25 protein-coding genes and 1 riboswitch are annotated in these 26416 nt (G+C 73.6%); of the genes, 14 read left to right on the top strand and 11 right to left on the bottom strand.

Annotated elements, in window-relative coordinates; translation table 11 throughout:
- Positions 1-6: 6 nt before the first annotated feature.
- The 4 genes from ftsR to gcvP all read left to right on the top strand — a co-directional run bounded on the left by ftsR (position 7) and on the right by gcvP (position 5496).
- Positions 7-726 carry a transcriptional regulator FtsR gene (gene ftsR / locus JOF41_RS20600; protein WP_189224795.1) on the top strand — a complete coding sequence of 240 codons (720 nt, stop codon included), beginning with the start codon at positions 7-9 and terminating at the stop codon, positions 724-726.
- A 140-nt stretch (positions 727-866) separates the two neighbouring features.
- Complete coding sequence (locus JOF41_RS20595) at positions 867-1340, top strand: bifunctional nuclease family protein (RefSeq protein WP_189224794.1); 474 nt, start codon at positions 867-869, stop codon at positions 1338-1340.
- A gap of 356 nt (positions 1341-1696) precedes the next feature.
- The gene (locus JOF41_RS20590; RefSeq protein WP_189224793.1) at positions 1697-2263 is read left to right on the top strand and encodes a MerR family transcriptional regulator; all 567 of its coding nucleotides are present in this window, start codon (positions 1697-1699) and stop codon (positions 2261-2263) included.
- Between the two features lie 102 nt (positions 2264-2365).
- Positions 2366-2456: riboswitch (glycine riboswitch) on the top strand.
- A gap of 151 nt (positions 2457-2607) precedes the next feature.
- A complete protein-coding gene (gene gcvP, locus JOF41_RS20585; RefSeq protein ID WP_209621267.1) occupies positions 2608-5496 on the top strand; it encodes an aminomethyl-transferring glycine dehydrogenase in 2889 nt (962 codons plus the stop codon).
- Between the two features lie 46 nt (positions 5497-5542).
- On the opposite strand, the gene JOF41_RS20580 is transcribed toward gcvP, so the two are convergent.
- Complete coding sequence (locus JOF41_RS20580; RefSeq protein WP_209621264.1) at positions 5543-5746, bottom strand: DUF3224 domain-containing protein; 204 nt, start codon at positions 5744-5746, stop codon at positions 5543-5545.
- Between the two features lie 33 nt (positions 5747-5779).
- Between JOF41_RS20580 and JOF41_RS20575 the strand changes: the two genes are divergently transcribed.
- Positions 5780-6040, top strand: coding sequence for a WYL domain-containing protein (locus JOF41_RS20575; protein WP_244989640.1), 261 nt, complete (start codon positions 5780-5782; stop codon positions 6038-6040).
- A gap of 46 nt (positions 6041-6086) precedes the next feature.
- Here JOF41_RS20575 and JOF41_RS20570 read toward each other — a convergent pair whose 3' ends face one another.
- Both JOF41_RS20570 and JOF41_RS20565 read right to left on the bottom strand, forming a co-directional pair.
- Positions 6087-7832: a substrate-binding domain-containing protein gene (locus JOF41_RS20570; protein WP_189224789.1), complete on the bottom strand. Its 1746-nt coding sequence runs from the start codon at positions 7830-7832 to the stop codon at positions 6087-6089.
- A 94-nt stretch (positions 7833-7926) separates the two neighbouring features.
- Positions 7927-8814, bottom strand: coding sequence for a 3-methyladenine DNA glycosylase (locus JOF41_RS20565; protein WP_189224788.1), 888 nt, complete (start codon positions 8812-8814; stop codon positions 7927-7929).
- 61 nt (positions 8815-8875) lie between these two features.
- Here JOF41_RS20565 and JOF41_RS20560 point away from each other — a divergent pair, with 61 nt between their 5' ends.
- Positions 8876-10087, top strand: a complete 1212-nt coding sequence (locus JOF41_RS20560; protein WP_209621257.1) for an MFS transporter — start codon at positions 8876-8878, stop codon at positions 10085-10087.
- A 19-nt stretch (positions 10088-10106) separates the two neighbouring features.
- Here the strand turns inward: JOF41_RS20560 and JOF41_RS20555 are convergent, their stop codons facing one another.
- The 4 genes from JOF41_RS20555 to JOF41_RS20540 form a co-directional block, all read right to left on the bottom strand.
- A complete protein-coding gene (locus JOF41_RS20555) occupies positions 10107-10388 on the bottom strand; it encodes a hypothetical protein (protein ID WP_189224786.1) in 282 nt (93 codons plus the stop codon).
- A 56-nt stretch (positions 10389-10444) separates the two neighbouring features.
- Complete coding sequence (locus tag JOF41_RS20550) at positions 10445-11491, bottom strand: hemolysin family protein (RefSeq protein WP_209621254.1); 1047 nt, start codon at positions 11489-11491, stop codon at positions 10445-10447.
- The gene (locus JOF41_RS20545) at positions 11488-12837 is read right to left on the bottom strand and encodes a hemolysin family protein (protein WP_209621250.1); all 1350 of its coding nucleotides are present in this window, start codon (positions 12835-12837) and stop codon (positions 11488-11490) included. The genes JOF41_RS20550 and JOF41_RS20545 overlap by 4 nt, the downstream gene beginning before the upstream one ends.
- Positions 12838-12988: 151 nt before the next feature.
- Positions 12989-14029 carry a LacI family DNA-binding transcriptional regulator gene (locus tag JOF41_RS20540; protein WP_189224783.1) on the bottom strand — a complete coding sequence of 347 codons (1041 nt, stop codon included), beginning with the start codon at positions 14027-14029 and terminating at the stop codon, positions 12989-12991.
- Positions 14030-14205: 176 nt separating this feature from the next.
- Here JOF41_RS20540 and JOF41_RS20535 point away from each other — a divergent pair, with 176 nt between their 5' ends.
- Positions 14206-14589, top strand: a complete 384-nt coding sequence (locus JOF41_RS20535; protein ID WP_189224782.1) for a RidA family protein — start codon at positions 14206-14208, stop codon at positions 14587-14589.
- A gap of 75 nt (positions 14590-14664) precedes the next feature.
- A complete protein-coding gene (locus JOF41_RS20530) occupies positions 14665-15372 on the top strand; it encodes an SDR family oxidoreductase (protein ID WP_209621247.1) in 708 nt (235 codons plus the stop codon).
- A gap of 56 nt (positions 15373-15428) precedes the next feature.
- Here the strand turns inward: JOF41_RS20530 and JOF41_RS20525 are convergent, their stop codons facing one another.
- Complete coding sequence (locus JOF41_RS20525) at positions 15429-17957, bottom strand: glycoside hydrolase family 9 protein (RefSeq protein ID WP_229795911.1); 2529 nt, start codon at positions 17955-17957, stop codon at positions 15429-15431.
- A gap of 233 nt (positions 17958-18190) precedes the next feature.
- Between JOF41_RS20525 and JOF41_RS20520 the strand changes: the two genes are divergently transcribed.
- The 4 genes from JOF41_RS20520 to JOF41_RS20505 all read left to right on the top strand — a co-directional run bounded on the left by JOF41_RS20520 (position 18191) and on the right by JOF41_RS20505 (position 22201).
- A complete protein-coding gene (locus tag JOF41_RS20520) occupies positions 18191-19132 on the top strand; it encodes a zinc-binding dehydrogenase (protein ID WP_209621244.1) in 942 nt (313 codons plus the stop codon).
- Positions 19132-20001 carry an LLM class flavin-dependent oxidoreductase gene (locus JOF41_RS20515; protein WP_209621241.1) on the top strand — a complete coding sequence of 290 codons (870 nt, stop codon included), beginning with the start codon at positions 19132-19134 and terminating at the stop codon, positions 19999-20001. Before JOF41_RS20520 ends, JOF41_RS20515 begins: the two co-directional genes overlap by 1 nt.
- A gap of 114 nt (positions 20002-20115) precedes the next feature.
- Positions 20116-20898, top strand: a complete 783-nt coding sequence (locus tag JOF41_RS38360) for a nucleotide exchange factor GrpE (protein ID WP_189224777.1) — start codon at positions 20116-20118, stop codon at positions 20896-20898.
- A 241-nt stretch (positions 20899-21139) separates the two neighbouring features.
- On the top strand, positions 21140-22201 hold the full coding sequence (locus JOF41_RS20505) for a glycoside hydrolase family 19 protein (protein ID WP_189224776.1): 1062 nt from the start codon (positions 21140-21142) through the stop codon (positions 22199-22201).
- A gap of 25 nt (positions 22202-22226) precedes the next feature.
- Here the strand turns inward: JOF41_RS20505 and JOF41_RS20500 are convergent, their stop codons facing one another.
- A complete protein-coding gene (locus JOF41_RS20500) occupies positions 22227-22778 on the bottom strand; it encodes an alpha/beta fold hydrolase (RefSeq protein WP_209621238.1) in 552 nt (183 codons plus the stop codon).
- Between the two features lie 8 nt (positions 22779-22786).
- Positions 22787-23812 carry a C40 family peptidase gene (locus JOF41_RS20495; RefSeq protein ID WP_209621235.1) on the bottom strand — a complete coding sequence of 342 codons (1026 nt, stop codon included), beginning with the start codon at positions 23810-23812 and terminating at the stop codon, positions 22787-22789.
- A 194-nt stretch (positions 23813-24006) separates the two neighbouring features.
- Between JOF41_RS20495 and JOF41_RS20490 the strand changes: the two genes are divergently transcribed.
- Entirely contained in the window at positions 24007-24771 is a 765-nt protein-coding gene (locus JOF41_RS20490; protein WP_189224773.1) for a lytic polysaccharide monooxygenase, read from the top strand.
- A gap of 65 nt (positions 24772-24836) precedes the next feature.
- A complete protein-coding gene (locus tag JOF41_RS20485; RefSeq protein WP_307867477.1) occupies positions 24837-25439 on the top strand; it encodes a DUF305 domain-containing protein in 603 nt (200 codons plus the stop codon).
- 67 nt (positions 25440-25506) lie between these two features.
- Here the strand turns inward: JOF41_RS20485 and JOF41_RS20480 are convergent, their stop codons facing one another.
- Positions 25507-26409: a pseudouridine synthase gene (locus tag JOF41_RS20480; RefSeq protein WP_209621231.1), complete on the bottom strand. Its 903-nt coding sequence runs from the start codon at positions 26407-26409 to the stop codon at positions 25507-25509.
- Positions 26410-26416 lie beyond the last annotated feature (7 nt).

Raw genomic sequence — 26416 nt, 5'->3', positions numbered from 1 at the left:
GTCCCGGTGACAGCGGCCGGGCGGCCACAACGCGGGGGGTTGAGCATCGGGGCGGTGCTGGCGCAGCTGCGATCCGACTTCCCCGACGTCACGATCTCCAAGATCCGGTTCCTGGAATCGGAGGGGTTGGTCCGCCCGGCCCGCACCGCGTCGGGGTACCGGCAGTTCACGCCCGCCGACGTCGAGCGGCTGCGGTACGTGCTGTCCGCGCAGCGCGACCGCTACCTGCCGCTGAAGGTCATCAAGGAGCACCTCGACGCCGCCGATCGCGGCAGCGGGGCGGCGCGCCCGGCGGGCGGCGCGGTGGACGGGGTGCCCGTCGCCGACCACTTCGCGGGCGCTCCCGCCCGAGGGCTGACCCGCGAGGACGTGCTGGCCCAGGCGGGCGTGGACCGCGCCCTGCTGGTCGAGCTGGAGCAGGCGGGCCTGCTGGTGCCCGACGCCTCCGGCCGCTACGACGCCGACGCGGTGGCCGTGGCGCGCACCGCGCACGCCATGGCGGTCCACGGCGTGGAGCCGCGCCACCTGCGCTACTTCCGCGCCGCCGCGGACCGGGAGCTGGAGCTGCTGGAGCAGGTGCTGGCCCCGCTGTACCGGCAGCGCGCCGCCGGGGCCCGCGCCGAGGAGACCGCGCGCGAGCTGGCCGCGCTGTCGGTGACCCTGCACACGCTGCTGGTGCGGTCCGGGCTGCGCGACATCGCCGCGGGCCGGGTTGCGCCGAGGTGAACACCCGGTTTTTCGGGACGAGGATCGTCGGCGATTGCGCACAGAGCCCGCTTGGCGGGTAGCGTCGGTAGGGCATTTGGGGAATCCTCGTGGAACACGGGGACGCCAGGGTTTCAGCGCGCTGAGGGAGGCGATACCCGATGAGCGAGATGCGCGTCGTCGGAGTGCGGGTGGAACTGCCCGCGAACCACCCGATCCTGCTGCTGCGCGAAACCGAGGGCGAGCGCTACCTGCCGATCTGGATCGGTTCGGTCGAAGCGACGGCCATCGCGTTGGAGCAGCAGGGTGTCCGCCCGGCCCGTCCGCTGACCCACGACCTGCTCAAGGACGTGATCGGCGCGCTGGGCCGCCAGCTGGAGCAGGTCCGGATCACCGACCTGCAGGAGGGCACCTACTTCGCCGAGCTGGTCTTCGACGGGGACGTGCGCGTCTCCGCCCGGCCCAGCGACTCCGTGGCGCTCGCGCTGCGGATCGGCGTGCCGATCCACGCCGAGGAGTCCGTGCTGGCGGAGGCGGGCCTGATCATCCCGGACGAGCAGGAGGACGAGGTGGAGAAGTTCCGCGAGTTCCTCGACTCGGTCTCGCCCGAGGACTTCCGCGGCGCGGACACCTGATCGGAGACGGACGCGAGGGGCCGTCCGCCGGGCTCGACCCGGTGGGCGGCCCCTCGTCCGTGTTGCGGTGCGTTGTGGATCAGGTTGTCGTGTCACCCGTGCGCCACGCCCGCGCACTGCGCGACATCAGCGCTGAGCGACTAAACGCTCACTAAACGTCGCTCGAATGGCTTACAACGACCGACTGGCTCAACCTCAACCTGAGGTTGAGCTTCGGTGCATCCCGCGCGTCGCGTTGACCTGCCCCCCGGCCAGTCTTACCGTCGGACCCAGGTGAATCGCCACGGTGTGATTCCGCATCGCGGCGGCTTCACGAGGGGCACCGGCCGTCGTGGTCGGACCGAGGGGAGGCAGGCGTGGTCGAGGAAGCGCCCATCCGGGCCGGATTCGGCGAACAGGGTGAGCTGTTCCCGGACTCCTCGCTGCCGGACGAGCTCGTCGGCTACCGGGGGCCCGCCGCGTGCCAGATCGCAGGCATCACCTACCGCCAGCTCGACTACTGGGCGCGGACCGGCCTGGTGAACCCGACGATAAGGAGCGCGCACGGCTCGGGGAGCCAGCGGCTGTACTCGTTCAAGGACATCCTGGTGCTCAAGGTGGTCAAGCGCCTGCTGGACACCGGGGTCTCGCTGCAGAACATCCGGGTCGCCGTGGACCACCTGCGCAGGCGCGGCGTCCAGGACCTGGCCAGGATCACGCTGTTCAGCGATGGCACCACCGTCTACGAGTGCACCTCGCCGGAGGAGGTGGTGGACCTGCTCCAGGGCGGCCAGGGCGTGTTCGGCATCGCGGTCAGCGGTGCGATGCGCGAGATCAGCGGCACCATCCACGAGTTCCCCGCCGAGCGGGCCGACGGCGTCGAGGTCGACAGCGCGGCGGAGGACGAGCTGTCGCGGCGCAGGCGCACCCGCGCCACCGGCTGAACCCGCGCAGGGATTCCCGCGCCGGGATTCTCGCGCTGAGATCCACGTCGCGCTCCGGGGTTCGGAACCGGTTCCGGAGGGTACGCTCCACGCGCAGTCGCTTTATCCCGTGCGGGAGAGTCCGAGCCAGTCTCGGCGCCGAAGGAGCAAATCCTCCCCGGAACCTCTCAGGCGCAAGGACCGCGCGGGTGAGACGCCTCTGGAAAGCGGGTCGGTCCGCCGACCCCGCCGACGGTGCAAGCCCGGTTCCGCCGGGTGAAGCTCTCAGGCGCCCGTCCGGGCGGAAGACAGAGGGGGAGGGCACGGCAGCAGCACGCCCGTAGCCCGACGCCGGAGGCGCACCCATGACGCAGGACCGCATCCCCCTCGCCGCGCTCGAACACGGCACCCCCTTCGCCGACCGGCACGTCGGCCCGCGGCCCGCCGAGCTGGCGCGCATCCTCGACGTCATCGGCGTCGGCTCGCTGGAGGAGCTGGCCCAGCACGCGGTGCCGGAGTCGATCCGCGAGCGCGACCTGGTGCTGGACCTGCCCGCCCCGGCCACCGAGACCCAGGCGCTGGCCGAGCTGCGCGCCCTGGCCGCGCGCAACCGCCCGATGACCCAGATGATCGGCCTTGGCTACTACGGCACCACCACCCCGGCGGTGATCCGCCGCAACGTGCTGGAGAACCCGGCCTGGTACACCGCCTACACCCCGTACCAGCCGGAGATCTCGCAGGGGCGGCTGGAGGCCCTGCTGAACTTCCAGACCATGGTCGGCGACCTGACCGGGCTGCCGGTGGCCAACGCCTCCATGCTGGACGAGTCCACCGCCGCCGCCGAGGCGATGACCCTGGTCCGCCGCGCGGGCCGGTCGAAGTCGAACAAGTTCGTGGTCGACGCCGACACCCTGCCGCAGACCCTGGCGGTGATCGAGACCAGGGCCGAGCCGCTGGGCATCGAGGTCGTGGTGGCCGACCTGTCGCAGGGCATCGAGGGCCTGGGCCTGGGCGGCGACTTCTTCGGCGTGCTGCTGTCCTACCCCGGCGCCTCCGGCGTGGTGCGCGACCACGCGGGCGTGATCGAGGAGATCCACAAGGCGGGCGCGCAGGCCGTCGTGGCCGCCGACCTGCTGGCGCTGGCGCTGCTGCGCCCGCCCGGCGAGATCGGCGCGGACGTGGTGGTGGGCACCACCCAGCGCTTCGGCGTGCCCATGGGCTTCGGCGGTCCCCACGCGGGCTACATGGCCGTGCGCTCGGGCCTGGAGCGGCAGCTGCCCGGCCGCCTGGTCGGCGTCTCGGTCGACGCCGACGGCTCGACCGCCTACCGGCTGGCGCTGCAGACCCGCGAGCAGCACATCCGCCGCGAGAAGGCCACCAGCAACATCTGCACCGCGCAGGTGCTGCTGGCCGTCATCGCCTCGATGTACGCGGTCTACCACGGCCCGGAGGGGCTGCGCGCGATCGCGACCAGGGCGCACCGGATGGCCACCGTGCTGGCCGCCGGACTGTGCGAGGGCGGCGTGGAGGTCGCGCACGGCGAGTTCTTCGACACCGTCCGGGCGGTGGTGCCCGGCCGCGCCGCCGAGGTGGTGGCCGCCGCCCGCGAACTGGGCGTCAACCTGTGGCGGGTCGACGACGACACCGTGTCCATCGCCTGCGACGAGACCACCACCCGCGAGCACCTGGCCAAGGTGTGGCGGGCCTTCGGCGTCGAGGTGCCGGACGTGGACGCGCTGGACGCCGACACCGCCGACGGCATCCCCGCCGACCTGCGCCGCACCTCGGACTACCTGACCCACCCGGTGTTCCACGCGCACCGCTCGGAGACCGCGCTGCTGCGCTACCTGCGCGCGCTGTCGGACAAGGACGTGGCGCTGGACCGCAGCATGATCCCGCTGGGCTCGTGCACCATGAAGCTCAACGCCACGGCCGAGATGGAGCCCATCACCTGGCCGGAGTTCGCCGAGCTGCACCCGTTCGCGCCCGCCGAGGACGCCGAGGGCCTGCTCACCGTGGTCACCGACCTGGAGCGGTGGCTGGCCGAGGTCACCGGCTACGACGCGGTGTCGCTGCAGCCCAACGCGGGCAGCCAGGGCGAGTTCGCGGGCCTGCTGGCCATCCGCGCCTACCACCGCGCGCAGGGCTCGCCCGACCGCGACGTGTGCCTGATCCCCTCCAGCGCCCACGGCACCAACGCCGCGTCGGCGGTGATGGCCGGGATGCGCGTGGTCGTGGTCAAGTGCGACCAGCGCGGCAACATCGACCTGGACCACCTGCGCGTGGTGCTGGCCGAGCACCGCGACGACCTCGCCGCGATCATGCTGACCTACCCGTCCACGCACGGCGTGTACGAGGACACCGTGCGCGAGGTCTGCGGCCTGGTGCACGACGCGGGCGGCCAGGTCTACGTCGACGGCGCGAACCTCAACGCGCTGATCGGCCTGGCGCAGTACGGCAAGTTCGGCTCGGACGTGTCGCACCTGAACCTGCACAAGACCTTCTGCATCCCGCACGGCGGCGGCGGTCCCGGCGTCGGCCCGATCGGCGTGCGCGCCCACCTGGCGCCGTTCCTGCCCAACCACCCGCTCCAGCCCGCGGCGGGCCCGGCCACCGGTGTCGGCCCGATCAGCGCCGCGCCGTGGGGCTCGGCGTCGATCCTGCCGATCTCCTGGGCGTACGTGCGGATGATGGGCGCGGACGGGCTGCGCCGGGCCACCCTGACCGCCGTCGCCGCGGCCAACTACGTGGCGCGCAGGCTGGACGAGCACTACCCGGTGCTCTACACCGGCGAGGACGGCTTCGTGGCCCACGAGTGCATCCTGGACCTGCGCCCGATCACCAAGGCGACCGGCGTGACCGCCGACGACGTGGCCAAGCGCCTGGCCGACTACGGCCTGCACGCGCCCACCATGTCCTTCCCGGTGGCGGGCACGCTGATGGTGGAGCCCACGGAGAGCGAGGACCTGGCCGAGATCGACCGGTTCATCGAGGCGATGATCTCGATCAAGCGGGAGATCGACCGGGTCGGGTCGGGCGAGTGGCCCGCCGACGACAACCCGCTGCGCAACGCCCCGCACACCGCGGCGTGCGTGGCGGCGGAGTGGAACCACCCGTACAGCCGCGAGGTGGCGGTGTTCCCGGCGGGCGCGGCGGCGCCGAAGATCTGGCCGCCGGTGCGCCGCATCGACGGCGCCAAGGGCGACCGCAACCTGGTCTGCTCCTGCCCGCCGGTCTCGGCGTACGGCGGCTGAGCCCCTGGGGCCCACGCGCCGCGCGCGGCGCGTGGGCCCGCTCCGGTCAGAACTCGTAGTCGAACTCGTAGTGCCCCGGCTCGCCCATCACCCACCTGATGCGGCCGTGGCCGCGCAGCCCCGCCAGCCCGCCCGACGACGCGACCACGGTGAAGGACCGCTCGGCCACGCCGTCGCGGTAGCCGCCGGTGTGCCGGAGCACGAAGGCGCCCGACCGGTCGCCCAGCGCGCCGGTCACCCTGCCCGGCATACCTGACAGGGCGTGTCAGGTGCTCGTGGAGACTTGGGGCCATGCGCGCGGCACCTGCTCAGCCTGGTCGCCGCCCGCGCGCTGGCCGACGTCGTGCCCGAGCCGGGCGGCTGGACCACCGTGCGGGTGCCGGTCGAGTCGGTCGAGCACGCCGTGGCGGACCTGCTGCGGCTGGGCCCGGAGGCCGAGGTGGTCGAACCGCCCGAGCTGCGCGAACGGGTGGTGCAGGCGCTGCGCGGGATGGCGGCGGTCTACCCGGAGGCGCTCGACCCGGTCCAGCGGCCCGCCACCTGAGGACCCGAACGCTCGGTTCGCGGTGTCCGGACGCTCGGTTCGCGCGTCAGTCGGACAAGAGCTGGCCCAGGGCGGCGTCCACGGCTTGGCCGTCCTCGGCCACCGAGACGGTGCCGCCGGTCAGCTCGGCGATCTCGGCCAGCGGCTCCCGCTGCGCGTCCGGGCCCAGCGCGATGAAGCTGATGGCGACGTCCTTGCCGGGTTCGCGCAGCTCCGCCAGCCGCGACTTGAGCTGCGCGAGGGTCAGGCCGCCCTCGTTGGGGCCGTCGACGACCACGACGACCCGGTTGCGCTTGCCGTCCTGGTGACCCGCCAGCGCCTTCTCGTACACCGCGGCCAGGCTGCCGTAGAGCTGGGTGGCCTCGCCCGGCCGCAGTCCGCCGATGCCGTCGAGCAGCTGCTGGCGCTTGGTGCCCACCGGCCCGGTGGGCACCAGCTCGCGGGAGAAGTCCCACAGCCCCAGCGACCCGGACAGCGACCTGGTCACCTGCCCGGTCAGCGCCTGCTTGACCCACTCCACCCGGCTGCGCCCGCCGCCGCCCGGCCGCCCCATCGACTCCGACGAGTCGACCAGCACGGTCACCACCTGCCCGCCGCTCGCGGCGGCCCACGCGGCGCTGATCTGCTGGGTGGTGTTGGCGTCGGCGGGGACGAGCTGCTCGGTCATGCTCGCCCAGCGGATGCCCGGCGACGGCTTGGGCCGCTCGGTGGTCGCCTCCACCCGCAACCCCGCCCTGGCCAGCACCTGCTGCTCCGAGGGCTTCTGGAGGAACTCGCGGAACGCCTGCGCGGCGCGCAGCTGGGCCTCGTCGACCCAGTCGCCCGCCAGCGCGGTGAACGGGAAGTCCGCCACCGGGGTCGGCCCGCCCGCGGCCACCCCGTACAGCGGGTTCAGCGGCGTGGCGCCGTTGTCCTTGCCGGTGTTGTGCCGGTACAGGTCCACCTCGAACACCGGCACGGCGCTGAAACCCGCCGCGTTGACCTGCGGCTTGTCCGCCATCAGCGCCATGGCCTCCCAGGTGCTGGCGGGCGTGTGCTCGGGCTTGGCCGCCACCAGCGCGCTCATGATGCTCTTCACCGGGTCCAGCGCCAGCATGTCGGTGGTCACCGGGCCCCGGCGGTCCGGGCTCGCGCCCGCCAGCGCCGACTGCACCGCCATCGCGGTGGCCGCGTTCGCGGCCGGGTCGGGCATGGCGACCTTCAGCTCGCCCCACTCCGGCTTGCCGAAGCGGGCCCAGCCCTCGCCCGCCATCGCGGGCAGGTCGGTCCACCGGAAGCCGGAACCGGCCTGCAGCGCCTGCGCGCCCTCCTCGGGCAGCGCCAGCAGCACCGGGCTGGCCGCGATGGACACCGGCACCGCGCCGATGAGCGCGTGGTTCTGCGCGCTGAGCCGGTTGGCCCACAGCATCGAGTCGGTGATCCAGGCGTGCGGCTTGGCGCCGAACTTCTCCTCGTCCCACTGCTGGGTCAGGCCCTGCAGCACCATCTCCGAGTCGATGGACTGCACCTCCACCCGGATGCAGTGGTCGTAGACGACCGGGCGCTGGGCGCTCCACCGCTCGGCGACCTCGCGCACCGCCTCGGCCACGCTGGGCGCGGCGTCGATGCGCAGCAGCGCCTCGCCCTGGTCGCAGTCGCCCGCCTGGGCCGCCGCGCGGCGCTCCACGACGCCGCCGACCCAGCTCCAGCCCAACCAGCCGAGCACGAGCAGGACCACCAGGGAGACCACCGCGACGGGCCACTTGGCGATGCCGCGCCGCACCTTCGTCCGCAGCGCGCGGTGTCGAGACATCGTCTTCCCTCTCAGGCGTCGACTACGGCTGGCGAATCCCGACCGACGTCACGCTAACAGGCGAGGTCTGCGGACCGGGTGAAGTGACGCTGAGTTATACCCCGGCGACCGGCGCATCCAAAAGGGTTCGCGTCAACCCGATCAGCGCAGCTCGCAGCGGCGCGGCCTGCTCGGCGAACGCGCTCTGCCGCCGCACGTACTCGGCCCGCCCCTCGGCGGTCTCGATCGGCACCGGCGGGTAGCCCAGCTCCGCCAGGTCGTAGGGGCTGGCCCGCATGTCCAGCTCGCGCACCCGCAGCGCCAGCTCGAAGCAGTCCGCCACCAGCTCCGACGGCGTCGCCGGGTCGAGCTTGTAACTCCACTTGAAAAGGTCCATGGAGGCGTGCAGGCAGCCCGGCTGCTCCAGGTCCACCTGCGTCTCGCGGGTGGGCTGCAGCGCGTTGAGCGGCCGGGCCTGCGGGGTGAAGAAGCGGAAGGCGTCGAAGTGCCCGCACTGCACCCGCTGGGACTCCACCACCGCGTCGGTGCCCGCGCTGCCCAGCCGCAGCGGCCACGCCCGGTGCCGCACCTGGTCGGGCCGCTGCCGGTAGACCATCGCCCACTCGTGCAGCCCGAAGCAGCCGAACCGGGGCGCGCGGGAGGCGGTGGCGGTCAGCAGCCGGTGCGCGAAGGCCACCGTCTTGGCCCGCTCCCGCGCGAACGCCGCGACGTCCAGCTCCACGCCGTCGGCGGTCTCCCGGTAGACCGGCCACCGCAGGTAGTCGCGGGCCTTCCCGCCCTCCAGCAGCACACCGGGACCGGGGTGCCAGCGCTCCAGCCGGGACGGACGGTGCGAGTAGTAGCTGAACAGGAAGTCCAGGACCGGGTGCTTGATCCCGGCCGCCTTGCGCTCGTGGTGCGGCCCGGTCCACGCCCGCACGCGGGCGGCGTGCGCGTCGCGGCGCGCGGTCCACTCGGCTTCGGACAGGACGACGACCCCCATGCCCACTACGGTACTTCGCCCCCTGTGAGGGCCGGTCCGAGGCACCTGGCAGGGTCGGGGCATGACGTGGGGGCGGTTACAGGCGGTAGTGGTGTCCGGGTCGGTGGGGGAGGGGCTGCTGCTGACCGCGCTGCCCCTGATCGCGGTGTCGATCACCAAGGACCCTCGGCAGGTGGCTCTGGTGAAGGTGGTGGGGCAGCTGCCCTGGCTGCTGTTCTCGCTGTTCGCGGGGGTGCTGATCGACCGGGTGCGGCGCACGGCCGTGCTCGGCGCGGCCTACGCGGTGCTGGCGTGCGCGGCACTGGCGCTGGCGGTGACCGACGCGGTGGGCGCGCTGACCCTGCCGCTGCTGCTGGGCGTCGCGTTCGTGGTGACCTCGGCCCAGGTGCTCGGCGACGGGACCACCGGCGCGCTGCTGCCCGAGGTGGTCGGCCCGGACCGGCTGGCCGCGGCCAACACCCGGCTGATCCTGATCGACCAGGGCGCGGTCCGGTTCGTGGTGCCGCCGGTGGCGGGGTTCCTGGTCGCCTGGAGCGCGGGCGCGTCGGCGTGGGCGGCCTGCGCGGCGGCGGTGCTGGCGCTGCTGCTGACCCGCGGCCTCTCGTCGGCGGCGGTGACGCCGTCGCGCGGCCACCCGCTGCGCGACATCCCGGAGGGGCTGAAGTACCTGGTCGGCACGCGCCTGCTGCTGGCCATCACGGTCGCGGTGGGGCTGGGGTCGTTCGCCTCGTCGGCGTGGCTGGCGATGTTCGCGCTCTACAGCGAGCAGGAGCTGGGCTTGGGGCCGGTCGGCTACGGCGTGCTCATGACCTGCGTCGCGGTGGGCTGGGTGGCGGGGTCCTTCGCCGTGGACCGGGTGGTGGTGCGGCTGGGCTACGCCTGGTCGATGCGGGTGTCGCAGATCGGCACGGTGCTGCTGACGGCGCTCGTCGCGGTGCTGCCGCCGTGGCCCGCCGCCGTCGGCGCGGTGCTGCTGCTCCAGTCGGCCGTGATCATGCTGTGGAACGTGTGCTCGCAGTCCAGCAGGCAGCGGTTCACCCCAGGCAGGCTGCTGGGGCGGGTGCTGACCAGCCACCGCGCCCTGGCCTGGGGGCTGACCCCGCTGGGCGCGCTGGTGGGCGGTCTGGTGGGCGCCGGGTTCGGCCTGCGGGCGGTGTGGGTGCTGGGTGCGGCGGTGCAGCTGGTCGCCGCGGTCGTGACCTGGCGCTACCTGTCGCCCGCGGGATTCCGCGCGGCGGAGGAGGACAGGCGCTCCGCCGCCGAACCCGCCTGAGCCCGGCCGCCGCGCCGGGCTACAGCGGGGGCACCAGGCCGGGGAACTTGCGGGCGCCGTTGCAGTGCGGGCACTCCCGGCCGTTGTCCACCGAGCGGGGGACACCGCCGACGACCGCCATGGTCGGGTGCGCGATGAAGCCCGCCCCGCCGCACAGCTGGCAGATGGTGCGGGGTTCGGAGGTCACGCCGAACAGGTCGTCCTCGTCCTCGTCGTCCTCGTCGTCGAACTCGTCGTCGTCCGGTTCGAAGTCGTCGGGCTCGAAGTCGTCCTCGTCGTCCTCGGCGTCGCGTGGGTCCACGGGCACACCGTAATGTCCGACCCGCCCACCGCGCCGGGCGGGCGGGTCGGCCGGGCTCACAGCTCCCGGCGCACGTGGGTGCCGTCGCGGACGGTGCCCACGTACTCCTCCAGCAGGTCCTCCAGCGCCACCACGCCCCGCAGGCCGCCCTCGGGCGACACCGCCCGCGCCAGGTGGCTCTGGGTGCGCCGCAGCGCCGCCAGCGCCTCGTCGAGGCGGGCGTCCACCGGCACCTCCGGCAGCCCCCTGATCCGGCCGGCGGGCACCCTGGTCGAGGCGTCCGCGCCCGCCAGGTCCAGCACGTCCTTGATGTGCAGGTAGCCGGTCAGCCGGTCGCCGTCGGCGACCGGGAACCGGGAGAACCCGGTCGCGGCCACCGCCGACTCCACCTCGCCCATGGTGGGCCGGGAGGACACCGACGTGACCCGCTCCAGCGGCACCAGCACGTCGGCCACGGTGCGCTCGGCCGAGGACAGGGTCTGCGCCAGCCTGCGGTGCTCGGAGTCCTCCAGCAGCCCCTCCTGCCGCGACTGGGCGATCAGCAGCGACAGCTCGTCGGGGGTGTAGGCGGACTCCAGCTCGTCCTTGGGCTGCACCTTGGCCAGCTTGAGCACGCCGTTGGCGGCCAGGTTGAACAGCCCGATGAACGGGCGCACCAGGCGCACGAACGCCACGTGCACCGGCACCAGCCAGATCGCCAGCCGCTCCGGGTTGGCGATGGCCAGGTTCTTCGGCACCATCTCGCCCAGCAGCATGTGCGCCGCCACGACCAGCATCATCGCGATGGTGAACGCCACCGCGTGCAGCACCACCGGCGGCACCGGCAGCGGGTGCAGCGCCGCCTCCAGCAGGTGCGCCACGGCGGGCTCGGCGAGCCTGCCCAGCAGCAGCGAGCAGATGGTGATGCCCAGCTGCGCGCCCGCCAGCATCAGCGACACCTCGCGGCCTGCGGCGATCACCGTCGCGGCGCGGGACACGCCGCGCTCCAGCATCGTCTCCAGCCGGTCACGACGCGCGCTGATCAGCGCGAACTCCGCGCCGACGAAGAAGGCGTTGCCCGCCAGCAGCAGCACCGCCGTCACCAGCGCCCAGCCCTCGCTCATCGGGCCACCCCCGACTCCACGCCCGCCTCCGCGCCGGACTCCACCCTGGCCACCCGCAGCTCGGCCACCCGGTGCCGGTCCATCCGCAGCACCGTGATGCGCCAGCCGTCGACCCGGATCTCGTCGCCGACGTCGGGGATGCGGCCCAGCTGCGCCAGCACCAGCCCAGCCACCGTCTCGTAGTCGCCCTCCGGCATCCGGAACCCGGTCGCCTCGGCCACCTCGTCGTCGCGCAGCAGCCCGGAGACGAGCCAGCTGTCCCGGCCCAGCGGGCGCACCGGCGCGGCCTCGCGGCGGTCGTGCTCGTCGCGCACGTCGCCGACGATCTCCTCGACCAGGTCCTCCAGCGTCACCATGCCCGCGGTGCCGCCGTACTCGTCGACGACCAGCGCGGTCTGCAGGCCCGACGCGCGCAGCCGGTCCAGCAGCGCGTCGCCCTCCAGGGTCTCCGGCACCGTCTGCACCGGCCGGGTCAGCGCCGACAGCGGCGTGGTCGCCCGCTGCCCGCGCGGCACCGCGAAGACCTGCTTGACGTGCACGATCCCGCGCACCTCGTCCAGGTCGCCGTTGTGCACCGGGAAGCGGGAGAACCCGGTCTCCCGCGCCTTGGCCACCAGGTCCAGCACGGTGGCGTCCGCGCGCAGCGACTCCACCCGCACCCGCGGCGTCATCAGCTCGCCCGCGGTGCGGTCGCCGAAGCGCAGCGAGCGGTCCAGCAGGGTCGCGGTGCCCTCGTCGATGGTGCCGTGCTCGGCGCTGGAGCGGACCAGCGCGCCCAGCTCCTGCGGCGAGCGGGCCGAGGCCAGCTCCTCCGCGGGCTCCACGCCCAGCCGCCGCACCAGCCAGTTGGCCGCGCCGTTGAGGCTGTCGATCAGCCAGCGGAACACCTTGGAGAAGGCCGCCTGCGCGCCCGCGACGGCGCGCGCGGTCTCCAGCGGCCGGGCGATGGCCAGGTTCTTGGGCACCAGCTCGCCGAACACCATGGACAGCGCGGTGGCCAGCGCCAGCGCGGCGACCAGCGCGATCGGGGTGGCCGCGGCGGTGGGCACGCCCAGGCCGGTCAGCGCGGGCGACAGCAGCCGGGCGATGGCCGGTTCGGCGATGAAACCGGTGATCAGCGTGGTGAACGTGATCGCCAGCTGGGAGCCGGAGAGCTGGAAGGACAGCGAGCGGTGGGCCCGGTCCACCGCCTGCGCCTTGGCGTCGCCGACCTGCGCGACGTGGGACTCGACGGTGCTGCGCTCCAGGGCGGTCAGCGAGAACTCGGCGGCGACCGCGATGAAGGTGCCCGCGGTGAGCGCCACCACGGCGACCAGGCCGAGCAGGGAGAGCAGGACTTCGGTCACCGGTCACCGCCGGGGGCGACCGGGAGGGTATGGCAGCCGGGTGCGGAACCCGGCTCAGTACTGCATCCGGGTGACTGCGCGTCGCGCACGGAAGGGATCACTCCTCAGACGGGGGTATGGCGTAGGCCGCCATCTTAGGAGCCAACGCACGTCACCGCAGACCGGTTCCCCCAGGTGACGAGGTGCTCGCGCGCAGCACGACCTCGCCCGCGACCCGGATCGTGCGGGGCGTCACGTGCTCCTCGTCGAGGACCAGGCGGGCGGCCCGCTCGCCCATCTCCTCCAGCGGCAGCCGCACCGTGCTCAGCGCGGGCACCAGGTCGCGCAGCGTCGGGATGTCGTCGAACCCGGCCACCGACACGTCGTCGGGCACCACGACGCCGCGCTCCCGCAGCGCCGCCACCGCCCCCGTGGCCATCACGTCGTTGACGACGAACACGCAGGTCGCCCGGGTGCGGGCGGCCAGCAGGTCGGCCACCGCCGCGTACCCGCCGTCCCTGGTGAACCCGCCGTGCACCACGTTGCGGTCGGGCAGCGCCAGCCCGGCGTCGGCCAGGCCCGCGCGGAACCCGGCCACCCGGTCGCGGGCCACCAGCAGGTCCGGCGGCCCGCCCAGCACGGCGAAGCGGCGGTGGCCCAGCGCGGCCAGCTCCCGCGCCAGCGCCCGCGCGCCCGCCCGGTTGCCCGCCACCACGGTGTCGGTGCCCAGCCTGGCCTGCGAGACGCACGCCACCCGACCGCCCTGGGCGGTGAAGGCCCGCAGCTCCTCGGCCAGCCGCGCGGTGGCGGCCCGGTCGGCGGTGCGGCTGCCCGCGATCACCAGCGCCCGCGCCCGGTGCGCGCGCAGCGTGTGCACCAGCTCGACCTCGCGGTCGGGGTCGCGGCCGGTGGTGCCCAGCACGACCACCAGGCCCGCCGCCTCGGCGACCCTGCTCACCCCCGCGGCGATGCTGGAGAAGTAGGGGTCGGAGATGTCGTGCACGACCAGGCCGAGCAGCGCGCTGCTGTTGCGGGCCAGCGCCTGGGCGGGGGCGTTGGGCAGGTAGCCCAGCTCGTCCGCGCTGCCCAGGACCCTGGTCCGCAGCTCGTCGCTGACCTGCCGGGTGCTGCCGTTGAGCACCCGCGAGGCGGTCGCCAGCGACACCCCCGCGTGCTGGGCCACCTCGGCCAGCGTGACCTGCCGCAACGCCACCGCAGCCTCCTGATCGATCCGGTTGCGGCGAGGGTAACCCGCCACTCGGCCCAGGTCCTCGCGCTTCACCACAGTGAGTCGCGCCCGGACACGGGCCGCCACCGCGCTCGGCGGCCCGTGCCGCGTGCGCCGGAAGGCGGTTGAGCCCTCGGGGGTGGTGCGGGGAAGGTGGTGCGATGACCGACGCGCGCACCTCGGTTCGGAGTCAGCTGGACCCCCTCGGCCAATACGCGGAGAGCCTGGAGGTCAGCGGTGCCGACCGAATGCTGTTCATCAGCGGCCAGGTGCCCACCGACGACGACGGCACCGCACCCCCGGACTTCGGGGCGCAGTGCCGCAACGCATGGCGGCGGGTGCTGGCCGTGCTGGAGCACCACGACATGCGGCCCGAGAACCTGGTGAAGGTCACCACGTTCCTGCGGGACCGCGCGGACAGGCTGGAGAACAGCCGGATCCGGCAGGAGGTGCTGGGTGGCCACCGCCCCGCGCTGACCGTGGTCGTCGCCGACCTCTACGAGGCCGAGTGGCGGGTCGAGATCGAGGCGATCGCCACGGCCTGACCACCCGCGGCCAGAATCACCCCTGCGGGTGGCGAGCGGGACAGCGGGTGATCCGACCGGCGGTAGCCTGCGCGCATGGCACAAGGCGTGTTCCTCATCACCGGCGCGTCGCGCGGCATCGGCGCGGCCACCGCGGAGCTGGCCGCCGAGGCGGGCTACCGGCTCGTGCTCGTCGCGCGGCGGGTGGACGCCCTGGTCGAGCGGGCGGCCCGGCTGGGCGGGCCGGAGCGGGTGTGGGTCGCGCAGTGCGACGTGCGGGAGTGGGCGCAGGTCTCCTGCCTGGTCGACCGGGTGGAGCGGGAGTGGGGCGGGCTCGACGTGGTGTTCGCCAACGCGGGCGTCAGCGTCGAGACCTCGTTCACCACCGAGGAGGGCGACCCGCCGCCGCGGTGGGCCGACATGGTGCTGACCAACGTGTGCGGGCCCGCCTACACCGCCCGCGCCGCGCTGCCCGCGCTGATCCGCTCCGGCGGGCACCTGGTGCTGACCGGCTCGGCGGCCGGGCGCGGGGTCCGGCCGGGCAACCTGTACTCGGCCACCAAGTGGGCGGTCACCGGGCTGGCGCAGGCCATCCGCGCGGAGTGCGTGGGCACCGGGGTGCGGGTGACGCTGGTGCAGCCGGGCCTGACCGACACCGGCGGCATCCCGGCGTCGCGGGCGCGCGACCCGAAGCTGGAGCCCTCCGACGTGGCGCGCGCGGTGCTGTACGCGATCGGGCAGCCGCCCACGGTGGACGTCAACGAGATCCTGGTGCGGCCGGTGGGGCAGCACGCCTACCGCTGAACGCGGAACGGCTCGGCGCCCCCCGGAGGAAGGGCCGCCGAGCCGTGGTCGCGGCCTCAGCTACACGTCGAGCCGTTGACCGAGAACGACGACGGGTCGGTCTGCGTGCCGCTGGACGAGGTGTTGAACCCCGCCGACACCGACGCCCCCGGCGCCACCTTGCCGTTCCACGGCAGGCTCGTCCCGGTCACCTCCGCGCCGCTCTGCGCCCACGTCGCCGACCAGCCCTGGGTGATCTTCTGGTCGCCGGGGAAGGAGAACTTCAGCGACCAGCCGTCCCAGGCCGTGGTGCTGGTGTTGGTGATGGTCACGTACGCGGTCGAGCCGGTGGACCACTTGCTCGACTGGTACTGCACCTTGCACCCGGCCGGGGGCGGGGTGCCGCCCGCCTTCTCCGCCGCCCAGCTGGCCACCCACGCCAATCCCGAGTTCCAGTTGATCGTGACCTCGTTGAGCGAGTACGCCTCGATGTGGTCGACGAAGCACTTCTGCGGCTTGCAGCCCTGGAGCAGGCGGGTCGCGATCGGGTCCTGGAGGGCGCTGTTCGGGCCGCCGGAGAGCACGCCGGGCGGCGCGATCGGCAGCGTCGGGTCCAGCTGGCGGGCCCAGTGCCGGTGGTGGACGTTCTCCACCGGCCGGTCGCCGTACCCGGTCACGTAGGAGTAGCTGGTGGGGTTGCGGCCCAGCAGGTAGTGCAGCACCTCGTACACGCCCTCGCGGTACTTGGCCTGGCCGGTGAAGTCGTGCGCCAGCGCCAGCACCGAGGCGTTGTTGGCGACCTGGCCGTTGGAGCCCCACGCGTAGCCGCCGTCCTCGGACCAGTACGCCGCCGGGTAGCCCTGCTCGGCGATCCGCTGCAGGTGCGCGTCGGCGACCTGGGTGAACCGGGCCCTGGTGGCCGCCACGTCCGCGGCGGGCAGGCCGTTGGGCACCAGCGCCAGCGTGATGTCGCCCAGCGGCCCGGTGGAGGCCCAGTAGAAGCCGCCTTCGTTCAGGCTCCGCCCCTTGTAGTGGGGCGAGCCGGTCACGTCGGCGCGGTAGGCGGCCTCACCGGTGGTGGTGAACAGCTCGGCCGCGGCCCAGTAGAACTCGTCGGTGAACGTGGTGTCGCTGTAGGCGCCGCCGCCGGTGCCGTCGTTGGGGTCGGCGATCTTGTCGGGGTTGGCCTTCGCCGCCGCGTAGGCCTTCACCGCGGCGGCCTGCGCCTTGGCGGAGAACTCGGGGTCGATGCCCTTCCAGATGCGGGCCGCCTGGGCGGCCACGGCGGCCATGTTCAGCGTCGCCGCCGTGCTGGTCGCGGACAGCCTGCGCGGCTGCGGGTCCTCGTGCGGCAGGGTGGGCAGCGCGGTCCAGTTCGCGTCGTGGATCTTGTGGTGCACCATGCCGTCCGGCGCCTGCATCTTGAGCAGGAACTCGACCTCCCAGCGCGCCTCGTCCAGCACGTCGGGCACGCCGTTGGCCTTCTCCGGGATCGCCAGTTTGCCGTCGCCCAGCGCGTCGGCCGTGCCCGCCAGCTTGGCGCGCTCGTAGGTGTTGAGCACCTGCCAGGCGGAGATGCCGCCGTTGACCACGTACTTGCCGTGGTCGCCCGCGTCGTACCAGCCGCCGCGCACGTCCAGGGTGTAGCCGCACGGCACACCGGTCAGGCAGGGCACGTCCTTGTCGCCCTGGTTGGGCGCGACGTTGATGTGCCCGGCCGGGCGCGCGTAGGTCTCGCCGACGTACTGCGCCTCGATCGGCGTGCCGCTGCGCTGGTGGTAGAAGAACTGCAGCGAGTCGTAGCGCAGCTTGTCGAGGTGGTCGTCGCCGATGTCGAACGGGTAGCTGCTCTCCTCGCCCACGACGAGCGTGTAACCGGTGCCCGCGGTGTCGTAGGAGGAGAAGTCGATCAGGTGCACGGGGTCGCCGGAGGCGGCGTCGACGCCCTTGGGCGTGGTCCGACCGGTGGCCACGGTGGTGCCCGCGGCGTTCTTCAGCGACCACGCCTGCGGGGTGGTGGCGCTGGAGACCAGGGTGGCGCGCTTGGGCGTGCCCGGCACGTACCCGGTCTGGTCGACCTGGACCTTCTTGGGCGGCTCGCCGACGTCGCCACCCGGCGGCTTGACCCCGCCGATCAGCGAGACGTTGTCCACGCACACGGTGTTGCTCGCGGCCTGCCCGCCCAGGTGGAAGGTGACCTGGGCGTTGCCCGCGTCGGGGAAGTCCAGCTCGGAGGTGAAGGTGAAGGTGAAGCGCTGCTTGGTCGTCGTCAGGGAGACGTCGTGCTTGGCGATCTGGCGGTACGGGCTCACACCCTCGCCCGCGACGGCGGCGATGGGCTGCGGCCTGGTGGCGTAGGCGTCGAAGGCCATGGTGTAGGACTGCCCGGCCTCGAACGGCACGCCGTTCTGGCCGATCAGGGCGTCCCACGGGTTGGTCGTGCCACCGGGCACCGCGGCGCACAGCTCACCGCCGACCAGCCGGTTCGTCACGCCCGTGCCCGCCCACCAGGGGTCGAGGCTGCCGGTGCTGAACGAGCCGTTGACGATCCGCTCGTAGTCCGCCGCGCTGGCCGTGCCGGTGGCCAGCGCGCCGCTGACCGCCACGAGCGCGAGGGTGGCGGTGGCTCGACGGCGCCACGGGGAAGGGGGAAGCGATCTCATCGGATTGGGTCTCCTCCGTCTGCTCTGACGGTTGACGACGCTTCTGGGAACGCTCCCTGGGAGCGCTCCCAGGCGACCATAGGGTGACCGCGCGCACATTCACAAGGGTGAAGTTGACCTCCACCCAACTGGAGGTTCGAGGCTGGACCCCGATCGGAGCGACGTGGAGGTGTGCGGTGCGAGCGGTGTGGTTGACAGCTTTCGGCGGGCCGGAAGTGCTGGTGGCAAAGGAAACCCCGGAGCCGAGCCCTGGGCGCGGGGAAGTGGTGGTAAGCGTTTTCTTCGCGGGCCTGACCTTCGTCGAGACGCAGTTCCGGGCCAGCGGGATTGGGCCGTTCGGCCTCCAGCCGCCCGCCGTGCTCGGCAACGGCGTGGGCGGCGTGGTGGCGGAAGTGGGGGAGGGCGTCGACCCGGCGCTGCTGGGCACGCGGGTGGTCACCGCCACCGGCGGTAGTGGCGGCTACGCCGAACGGGTGGCCGTCGACGCGGGCGCGGTGGTGCCGGTGCCCGAGGGGGTGCCGCTGGACACCGCGGTCGCCCTGCTGGCCGACGGCCGCACGGCGCTGCTGAACCTGCGCGCCGTCGGCCCGGTCGCCGGGCAGCGGGTGCTGGTCCTGGCGGCGGCGGGCGGCGTCGGCACGCTGCTGGTGCAGCTCGCCCGCGCGGCGGGCGCGACGGTGGTCGGCGCGGCGGGCGGGGCGCGCAAGGGGGAGCTGGTGCGCGGCCTCGGCGCGGCCGAGGTCGTCGACTACGCCGAGCCGGGGTGGACCACCGACCCGGTGGACGTGGTGTTCGACGGCGTCGGCGGCGAGCTGGCGCGCACGGCCTTCGGCCTGCTCCGACCCGGCGGCCGGATGCTCAGCTACGGGCTGGCGGGCGGGCGGTGGAGCGACGTCACCGCCGAGGAGGCCGCCGCGCGCGGGGTGACCCTGGTGACCGGGGCGCGGCCGGGTCCGGGGCAGGTCCGCGAGCTGGTCGTGGCCGCGCTGGCCGAAGCGGCGGCCGGGCGGCTGGCACCCGTGATCGGGCAGCGGTTCCCCCTGGCGGAGGCGGCCGCCGCGCACGCCGCGATCGAGTCCAGGGCCACGGTCGGCAAGACGCTGCTGGAGGTGCGGTGATGGACGTCGGCATCACGATGCCCGGCGTGGGCGTCGACCCCGCCGCCTTCGCGCGGCACGCGGAGGAGCTGGGGCTGGAATCGCTGTGGCACGGGGACCACCTGATCCCGGTGACGCCGTTCCTGGACAGCACCATGGTGATGGCCGCGGCCGCGGCGGTGACCACGCGGATCGGGCTCGGCTTCGGCGTGATGGTCCTGGCGCTGCGGCCGGTCGCCTGGGCTGCCAAGCAGGTCGCCACGCTGCAGCGGCTGTCCGGCAACCGGGTGCTGCTCGGCGTCGGGGCGGGCGGCGACCCGCACGGCGACGCCGCCTGGCACGCGGTCGGCGTGCCGTTCGCCGAGCGCGGCAGCCGCACCGACGCCGCGCTGCGCGTCCTGCCCGGCCTGGTCCGCGGCGAGCCGACGCCGCTCAACGGCCGGGACGTGGTGCTCGCCCCCGGCGCGCCCGTGCCGCCGCTGCTGGTCGGCGGCGACAGCCGGGCCGCCCTGCGCCGCGCCGCGCGGTTCGGCGACCACTGGTACCCCTCCTTCGCCACCACCGCTCGGATCGCCGCGGGCGTGCGGGAGCTGGCCGACCTCGCCGCCGCGCACGGGCGGCCCACGCCGGGCGTCACGGCGGGAGTACCCGTGGCGCTGGGGGACGTGCCGGCGTCGGCGCTGGAGCGGCGGGTGCGGGCGATGCGCGACTACGGGCTGGGGGAGGAGCAGGCGCGCGAGGTCCTGGTGACCGGCACGCCCGAGCGGGCGGCGGAGCGGTTCGCCGAGCTGGCCGAGGCGGGCGTGGACCGGGTGGTGGCCATGCCGTTCACCGACGACCGGTTCCGGCAGGCCGAACTGGTGGCGCGGGCCGCCGCGGCACGACCCTGACGCGCCGCCGGAGCACGGGAAGTGCGGGTTGCTCAGGGTGGTTCCGGGACGTCGGGCGGTGATTCACCCGGTCGGACCGCTCACCCGAGGTCCGCGCGGGCCGACTAGACCCCTGTGACCCATCGCCGCGACGCCGTGCCCAGGGCGCTGGTCTGCGCGGGCGCGCTGGCCGCGTTCGCCGGGCTGTGGGTGGTGCTCAGCCCGCCGCCGCAGTCGGCGCTCGCCCAGGGCGCGGCGGCCCGCGCGCTGGCCGCCGCGCGGGAGGCGCCCAGCCTCGACGCCGTCGCCGACCGGGTCGCCGGGCAGTTGCCCGAGGACGCCCGCGCGGTCGTCGTGCTGCCCGTGGCGCCGCACCGCCCGCCGGGCCGTGCCGGGTCGGCACGGGTCTGCGTGCTGGTCGGCCAGTTGGACCCGTCGTCGGTGCGGGTGCTGTCGTCGGTGGGCGGGGTGATCGGCTCGACCGAGGCCCCGGACGGCTGGCAGGCCGCGGTGTCCGTGCCGGTGCCGGTGGAACCCCCGCTGGGGGCCGCGCTGTCGCTGCTGCTGGGCGCGGCCGTGCTGGGCGCGGCGGCCACCGAGCTGCCCCGGCGGCGCACGGCCGCGGCGCGGCGGGAGGAGCACCTGGTGCGCGGGCTGTGCGAGCTGCTGCCGGGGCTGCCCGACCGCGCGGCGTGGCGGCTGCGCACCGTGCTGGTCGCGGCCGGGGTGCGGGTGCTCGTGCCGGACGGCGACCCGGTGGACCCGACCGCGCACCGCGTCGTGGGCACCGAACCGACCGGTGACGCGGCGCTGGCGGGCACCGTGGCGCGGACCGTGCGACCGGGCTTCGCCGACGGCGACCGGGTGCTGGTGCCGCCCGCCGTGGTGGTGTTCACGGCTTCCCGCGCTGGTCGTTGAACGTCCTTTATGGAGTATTAAACAACTGTTATGCCCCAACGAGATCACCGCTCATGAGGAGTCTTAACGAACGGGCGTGAGAGCGCTACCATCAAGTGGTCTGGACCTCGCCTCGTCGCCTTGGCGATGTGGCGAACGGGGGCGTGCGGCGGCATCCAACGGCAGCCTTGACTGGTGTAGACCAATCCGGTTGGGTTGCCCCTGTCACGTCCAGGGCGCTAGAACCGGAAGAGGTGATCACGTGTCCAAAATCCGTGCCGCCGCGGCGATCGCGGCGGCGATCCTGACCGCGGCCGTGTCCGTGGTGGTGTCCACGTCAACGGCGTCAGCCGCGACCTGCGCAGCCGCGTGGAGCTCGTCCGCCGTCTACACCGGCGGTGCGACGGCGTCCTACGGGGGCCGCAACTGGCTGGCCCAGTGGTGGACCCAGAACGAAACCCCCGGCACCTCCAGCGTGTGGGCCGACCAGGGCGCGTGCGGCAGCGGCGGCGGCACCGCGCCCGCCTGCGACTACCCCGCGTGGGTGGCGGGCCAGTGGTACCCGGCGGGCAGCATCGTCAGGTACACCGACGGCAAGTACTACATCGCCGAGCACGACAACCCCGGCTACGACCCGATCATCAGCACTTGGTACTGGGAGCCCTACAACTGCGGTGGCGGCGGCACCGACCCGCAGCAGCCGGGCGGTTTCGTGGTCAGCGAAGCGCAGTTCAACCAGATGTTCCCCAACCGGAACCCGTTCTACACCTACAGCGGCCTGACCGCCGCGCTCAGCGCCTACCCCGGCTTCGCCAACACCGGCAGCGACACGGTGAAGCGGCAGGAGGCGGCGGCGTTCCTGGCCAACGTCAACCACGAGACCGGTGGTCTGGTCCACGTGGTGGAGCAGAACCAGGCCAACTACCCGCACTACTGCGACGCCAGCCAGCCCTACGGCTGCCCGGCGGGGCAGGCGGCGTACTACGGCCGCGGCCCGATCCAGCTGAGCTGGAACTTCAACTACAAGGCCGCCGGTGACGCGCTGGGCCTGCCGCTGCTGACCAACCCGTGGCTGGTGCAGAACGACTCCGCGGTCGCGTGGAAGACCGCGCTGTGGTACTGGAACACGCAGCGCGGGCCGGGCAGCATGACGCCGCACGACGCCATGGTCGGCGGGCACGGCTTCGGCCAGACCATCCGCAGCATCAACGGCGCTCTGGAGTGCGACGGTCGCAACCCGGCGCAGGTGCAGAGCCGGGTGGACGCCTACCAGCGGTTCGCGGGCATCCTCGGCACCACGCCGGGTGCCAACCTGTACTGCTGAGCGGTCCGGCGCACCTGGGCGACCCTCACCGGCCGCCCAGGTGCGCCAGCACCGCCCAGCCGAAGGCGCCGGGGGAGTCCAGCCAGGGCAGCGGTCCCGCTGTCGGCAGGACCACCCGCGTCACGTCGGGCAGCGCGTCGGCCAGCGCCTCGACCCGGGTCGACCGACCGCCCCGCGCGGCGCCCTCGACGACCAGCGTCGGCACCGCCAGCGCGCGGCACTCGGCGGCCAACCCGTTGTCCCAGGCCACTTCCGCGCCCGCGACGAACACCAGCGCGGTGACCCGGTCCGGCTGGTCCAGCGCGTACCGCAGGGCCACCAGCGCGCCGCGGCCGTGACCGAGCAGCGCCGTGCGGGTGAGCCGGAAGTGGCGGCGCACCGCGTCGAGGTCCGCGGCCGCGCGGTCCACGTCATCGGTCCCCGGTTCCCACAGCACCAGGCGCAACCGGGAAACCAGCACGTGCGCCAAGGAGCCGAACACCTCGGGGTCGTCGTCGCACAGCACCAGCGGCGCGCCGTCGCCCTGCACCGAGGCGGGCAGGGCGCGTCCGTCGTACGTGGTGACCGAGTGCTCCACGCCCGCGGTTACCCGACCACGCGGCGGATGACGCTGATCGGCCCGATCGAGTCGATGTCGGCGATCTTCACCGGGACGCCCTCGGTCGAGGCGTGCACGGCGCGCACGCCGTCCACCGCCATCGCGACGTGCGACTGGCCGGAGTAGTAGATGATCAGGTCGCCCGCCTGCACCTGGGCGCGCGTCACCGCGCGGCCGACGGTGGCCTGCGTGTAGGTGGTGCGCGGGATGCTCACCCCCGCGTGCCGGTAGGCCGCCTGGGTGAGGCTGGAGCAGTCCCACGAGTCGGGTCCGTTGGAGCCGAACACGTAGGGCTTTCCCCGCTGCGCCAAGGCGAAGTCCAGCGCCTTCCCGGCCACGCCCGAGGGCACGGCGACGGCGGAGGTGTCGCCCTTGTCCGCCAGCACCGCCTTCTGCGGCGCGCTGAGCGCGTTGTACTGCGCCCGCGCGTCCGCGACCTGCTTGTCCATCGCGCTCTTGCGGGCGGAGATGTCGTCGGCCAGCTCGGCGGCCTCCTCGGCGGCCCGCGCGGTCCGCTGCTGCGCGTCCTGCGCGCCCGCCCTGGCCTGCTCGGCGGAGTCGACGGCGGCGGAGAGCCTGCCCAGCGCCTCGTCGTTGTCCGCGGCCAGCACGCCCAGCGCGGACATGCGGTCGAGGAAGTCCTGCTGCGAGTCGCTGACCAGCAGCGCGGAGAGCTGGTTGAACCGCGCGCCCTCGAAGGAAGCCTCGGTGAGCAGGTCGACCTGGCCGCGGAACCGCTCCTCGTCGGCCCTGGCCTGGTCGCCGAGCCTGGTCGCCTCGGCCAGGTCGGCGTTGGCCTTGTCCAGCTCGCCCCGCTTGGCCTTGAGGTCTTCCTGGGCCTTGAGGTGGTTCTGGTTCAGCTCCTCCGCTTCGCGCGTGAGCTGGTTGTACTCCTCCAGCGCGTCGGAGGCGGTGCCGGGCTGTGCGCTGGCGGGGACCGGGGTGACGACCGCCGCGGCGGCCACGACCGCGGCGGCCAGCGCCGCCCTGCGCTTGCCGTGAAATTGGCTCACACTATGGTTTACGCGCCGCCGCGGCCATCGGTTCAGAGCCTTGACCCGGATGACGCTCCGGGCTTATGGTCTAGACCACATAGTCGGATGTGACCTCGACCCTGCGCGGTCCACCCGGCTGGTCCGGCCGCCGCGGACGAAACCCTGCCCAGGGGACCCTGCTGAATCCCCTTCGTAAGGAGCTGGACATCACCATGAACCTCACACGCAAACTCGCCGCCGTGCTCGCGGGAGTGGGCATCGCGCCCTTCATCGTCGTGGTCTCGGCCGGGACGGCGAGCGCGCACGGGTACATCTCGTCGCCGCCGAGCAGGCAGGCGATGTGCGCCCAGGGCCGCGTGACCGACTGCGGTCCGATCATGTACGAGCCGCAGAGCGTCGAAGGCCCCAAGGGCCAGCGCAACTGCCACGGCGGGCTGGGCCAGTTCGCCGTGCTCAACGACGACAACCGCAACTGGCCCACCACCTCGGTCGGCAACACGGTGTCGTTCAACTGGACGCTCACCGCCCGCCACGCCACCAGCACCTGGCAGTACTACATCGGCGACAGCAAGATCGCCGAGTTCAACGACGGCGGGCGGCAGCCCGGCGCCACGGTGACCCACTCGGTCGACCTGGGTGGCCGCACCGGCAGGCAGAAGGTGCTCGCCGTGTGGAACATCGCCGACACCCCCAACGCCTTCTACGCCTGCGTCGACCTCCAGGTCGGTGGCGGCGGCACCACGCCGACCACGACGACGAAGCCGCCGACGACGACCACCACCCCGCCGACCACCACGACCTCCCGGCCCACCACCACGACGCAGCCCCCGGCGGGCGGCACGTGGGCGGCCAACACCGCCTACGCGGTGGGGTCGCAGGTGACCTACGGCGGCGCCTCCTACCGGTGCATCCAGGCGCACACCTCGCTGACCGGCTGGGAACCGCCGAACACCCCCGCCCTGTGGCAGCGGCTCTGACCTGGTGACCCGCCTGTCCGCGCCCAGCCGGGCGCGGACAGGCCCTTCGGTAGGGAGAACCGACTGTGCAGCGCATCGTCGCCCTGATGGCGGGGCTGTTCCTGTTGGCGGGCTGCGGCTCCGACGAGGCCCCGGTGGCCGGGAGCGCGGGCGCGCCCTCGACCGCGGCCCAGGCGCAGAACCAGGACCAGGGCCAGGCCCAGGGCCAAGAGCACAACGACGTCGACGTGATGTTCCTGCAGATGGCCGTGCCGCACCACCGGCAGGGCCTGGAACTGGCGCGGCTGGCCAAGGAGCGGGCCGTGCGCCCGGACGTGAAGACGCTGGCCGCCGCCATCGAGAGCACCCAGCAGTCCGAAGTGGACTCGATGACCAAGTGGCTGGCCGACTGGGGCAAGCCGGAAACCGCGCCGGACGCGCAGCTGCACGCCGCGCACGGCGGTGACCACTCCACCAAGCCGGAGTTCATCGCCGAGGTGGCGGGCAAGACCGGAGCGGAGTTCGAGCGGGACTTCCTCAACCTGATGATCGCCCACCAGCACAACGCGGTGGAGATCGCCAAGCTGGAGCGCGAGGGCGGGCTCCACCCGCCGAGCAAGGAGCTGGCGGAGCGGATCTTCCAGTCCCGCACCGCGCAGATCTCGCAGATGCTGGGCTTCTTGGGCTAGCGGCAGTCGGAGGCGCGGACCCGGCCCGTGGCGACCGAACCCGTCGCCGCGAGCCGGGTCCGCCGCTTCACAGGCGCAGTTCCAGGCGGCTGTCGAAGCGGCGGCGCTCGCCGGTGACCGGGTCGGTGAACTCCAGCGCCTTGGCCAGCAGCTGCAGCGGATCGGTGAAGTCGTCCAGCGGCTTCTCGGTCAGCACCGGGTAGAAGTCGTCGTTCCGGATCGGGATGCCCAACCCGCTCAGGTGCAGGCGCAGCTGGTGCGTGCGGCCCGTGGTGGGCAGCAGGCGGTAGCGGGCCCAGCCGTCGCGGTGCTCGACCAGCTCCACGCGGGTCTCCGCGTTGGGCGGACCGGGCACCTCCTGGGCGGTGATCACGCCCTTGACCTTCTCGATGCGGCTGCGCACCGTCGTGGGCAGCGCCAGGTCCGGGTCGTGGCGGGCGATCGCCTCGTACTCCTTGACCACCGCGCGGTCCTTGAACAGCAGCTGGTACTTGCCGCGCAGCGCGGGATCGACCACGAACAGCACCAGCCCGGCGGTGGCGCGGTCGAGCCGGTGCGCCGGGATGAGGTGCGGCAGACCCAGGTCCCGGCGCAGCCGCACCAGCGCGGTCTCCACGACGTGCTTGCCCCTGGGGATGGTGGCCAGGAAGTGCGGCTTGTCCACCACCAGGATTGCCTCGTCCCGGTGCACCACCCCGATCTCGAACGGCACCGGCGTCTCCTCGGGCAGGTCTCGGTGGAACCACACCGACTTGCCGGGGACGAAGGGCGCGTCGGCGGGCAGCGGGCCGTCGAGGTCGTGGACCCGGCCCTCGGCCAGCAGCGCGTCGATGCGCTCGGGCGCGACCTTGGGCAGGCGGTCGAGCAGGTGGTCGCGCAGCGTCGTCCACGGACCGTCGTCGGGCATCCGCAGGCGGGCCGGGTCCAGGCCGTGGCGCTGGGGGAGCGGTGGTCGTTGCTTGCGCCTCATCGACCGG

It is taken from the genome of Saccharothrix coeruleofusca (assembly GCF_017876325.1).
GTDB lineage: Bacteria > Actinomycetota > Actinomycetes > Mycobacteriales > Pseudonocardiaceae > Actinosynnema > Actinosynnema coeruleofuscum.
The sequence above is the reverse complement of the archived record's forward strand: the minus strand, read 5'-3'. Positions and strand labels throughout refer to the sequence as shown.

Bases quoted from the DNA above. Each gene is read 5' to 3' on its own strand.
- JOF41_RS20535 (WP_189224782.1), top strand. From the start codon at position 14,206: ATGACCGACGCGCGCACCTCGGTTCGGAGTCAGCTGGACCCCCTCGGC.
- JOF41_RS20530 (WP_209621247.1), top strand. From the start codon at position 14,665: ATGGCACAAGGCGTGTTCCTCATCACCGGCGCGTCGCGCGGCATCGGC.
- JOF41_RS20480 (WP_209621231.1), bottom strand. From the start codon at position 26,409: ATGAGGCGCAAGCAACGACCACCGCTCCCCCAGCGCCACGGCCTGGAC.
- JOF41_RS20515 (WP_209621241.1), top strand. From the start codon at position 19,132: ATGGACGTCGGCATCACGATGCCCGGCGTGGGCGTCGACCCCGCCGCC.
- JOF41_RS20580 (WP_209621264.1), bottom strand. From the start codon at position 5,746: ATGCCGGGCAGGGTGACCGGCGCGCTGGGCGACCGGTCGGGCGCCTTC.
- JOF41_RS20570 (WP_189224789.1), bottom strand. From the start codon at position 7,832: ATGTCTCGACACCGCGCGCTGCGGACGAAGGTGCGGCGCGGCATCGCC.
- JOF41_RS20565 (WP_189224788.1), bottom strand. From the start codon at position 8,814: ATGGGGGTCGTCGTCCTGTCCGAAGCCGAGTGGACCGCGCGCCGCGAC.
- JOF41_RS20490 (WP_189224773.1), top strand. From the start codon at position 24,007: ATGAACCTCACACGCAAACTCGCCGCCGTGCTCGCGGGAGTGGGCATC.
- JOF41_RS20550 (WP_209621254.1), bottom strand. From the start codon at position 11,491: ATGAGCGAGGGCTGGGCGCTGGTGACGGCGGTGCTGCTGCTGGCGGGC.
- JOF41_RS20560 (WP_209621257.1), top strand. From the start codon at position 8,876: ATGACGTGGGGGCGGTTACAGGCGGTAGTGGTGTCCGGGTCGGTGGGG.
- gcvP (WP_209621267.1), top strand. From the start codon at position 2,608: ATGACGCAGGACCGCATCCCCCTCGCCGCGCTCGAACACGGCACCCCC.
- JOF41_RS20595 (WP_189224794.1), top strand. From the start codon at position 867: ATGAGCGAGATGCGCGTCGTCGGAGTGCGGGTGGAACTGCCCGCGAAC.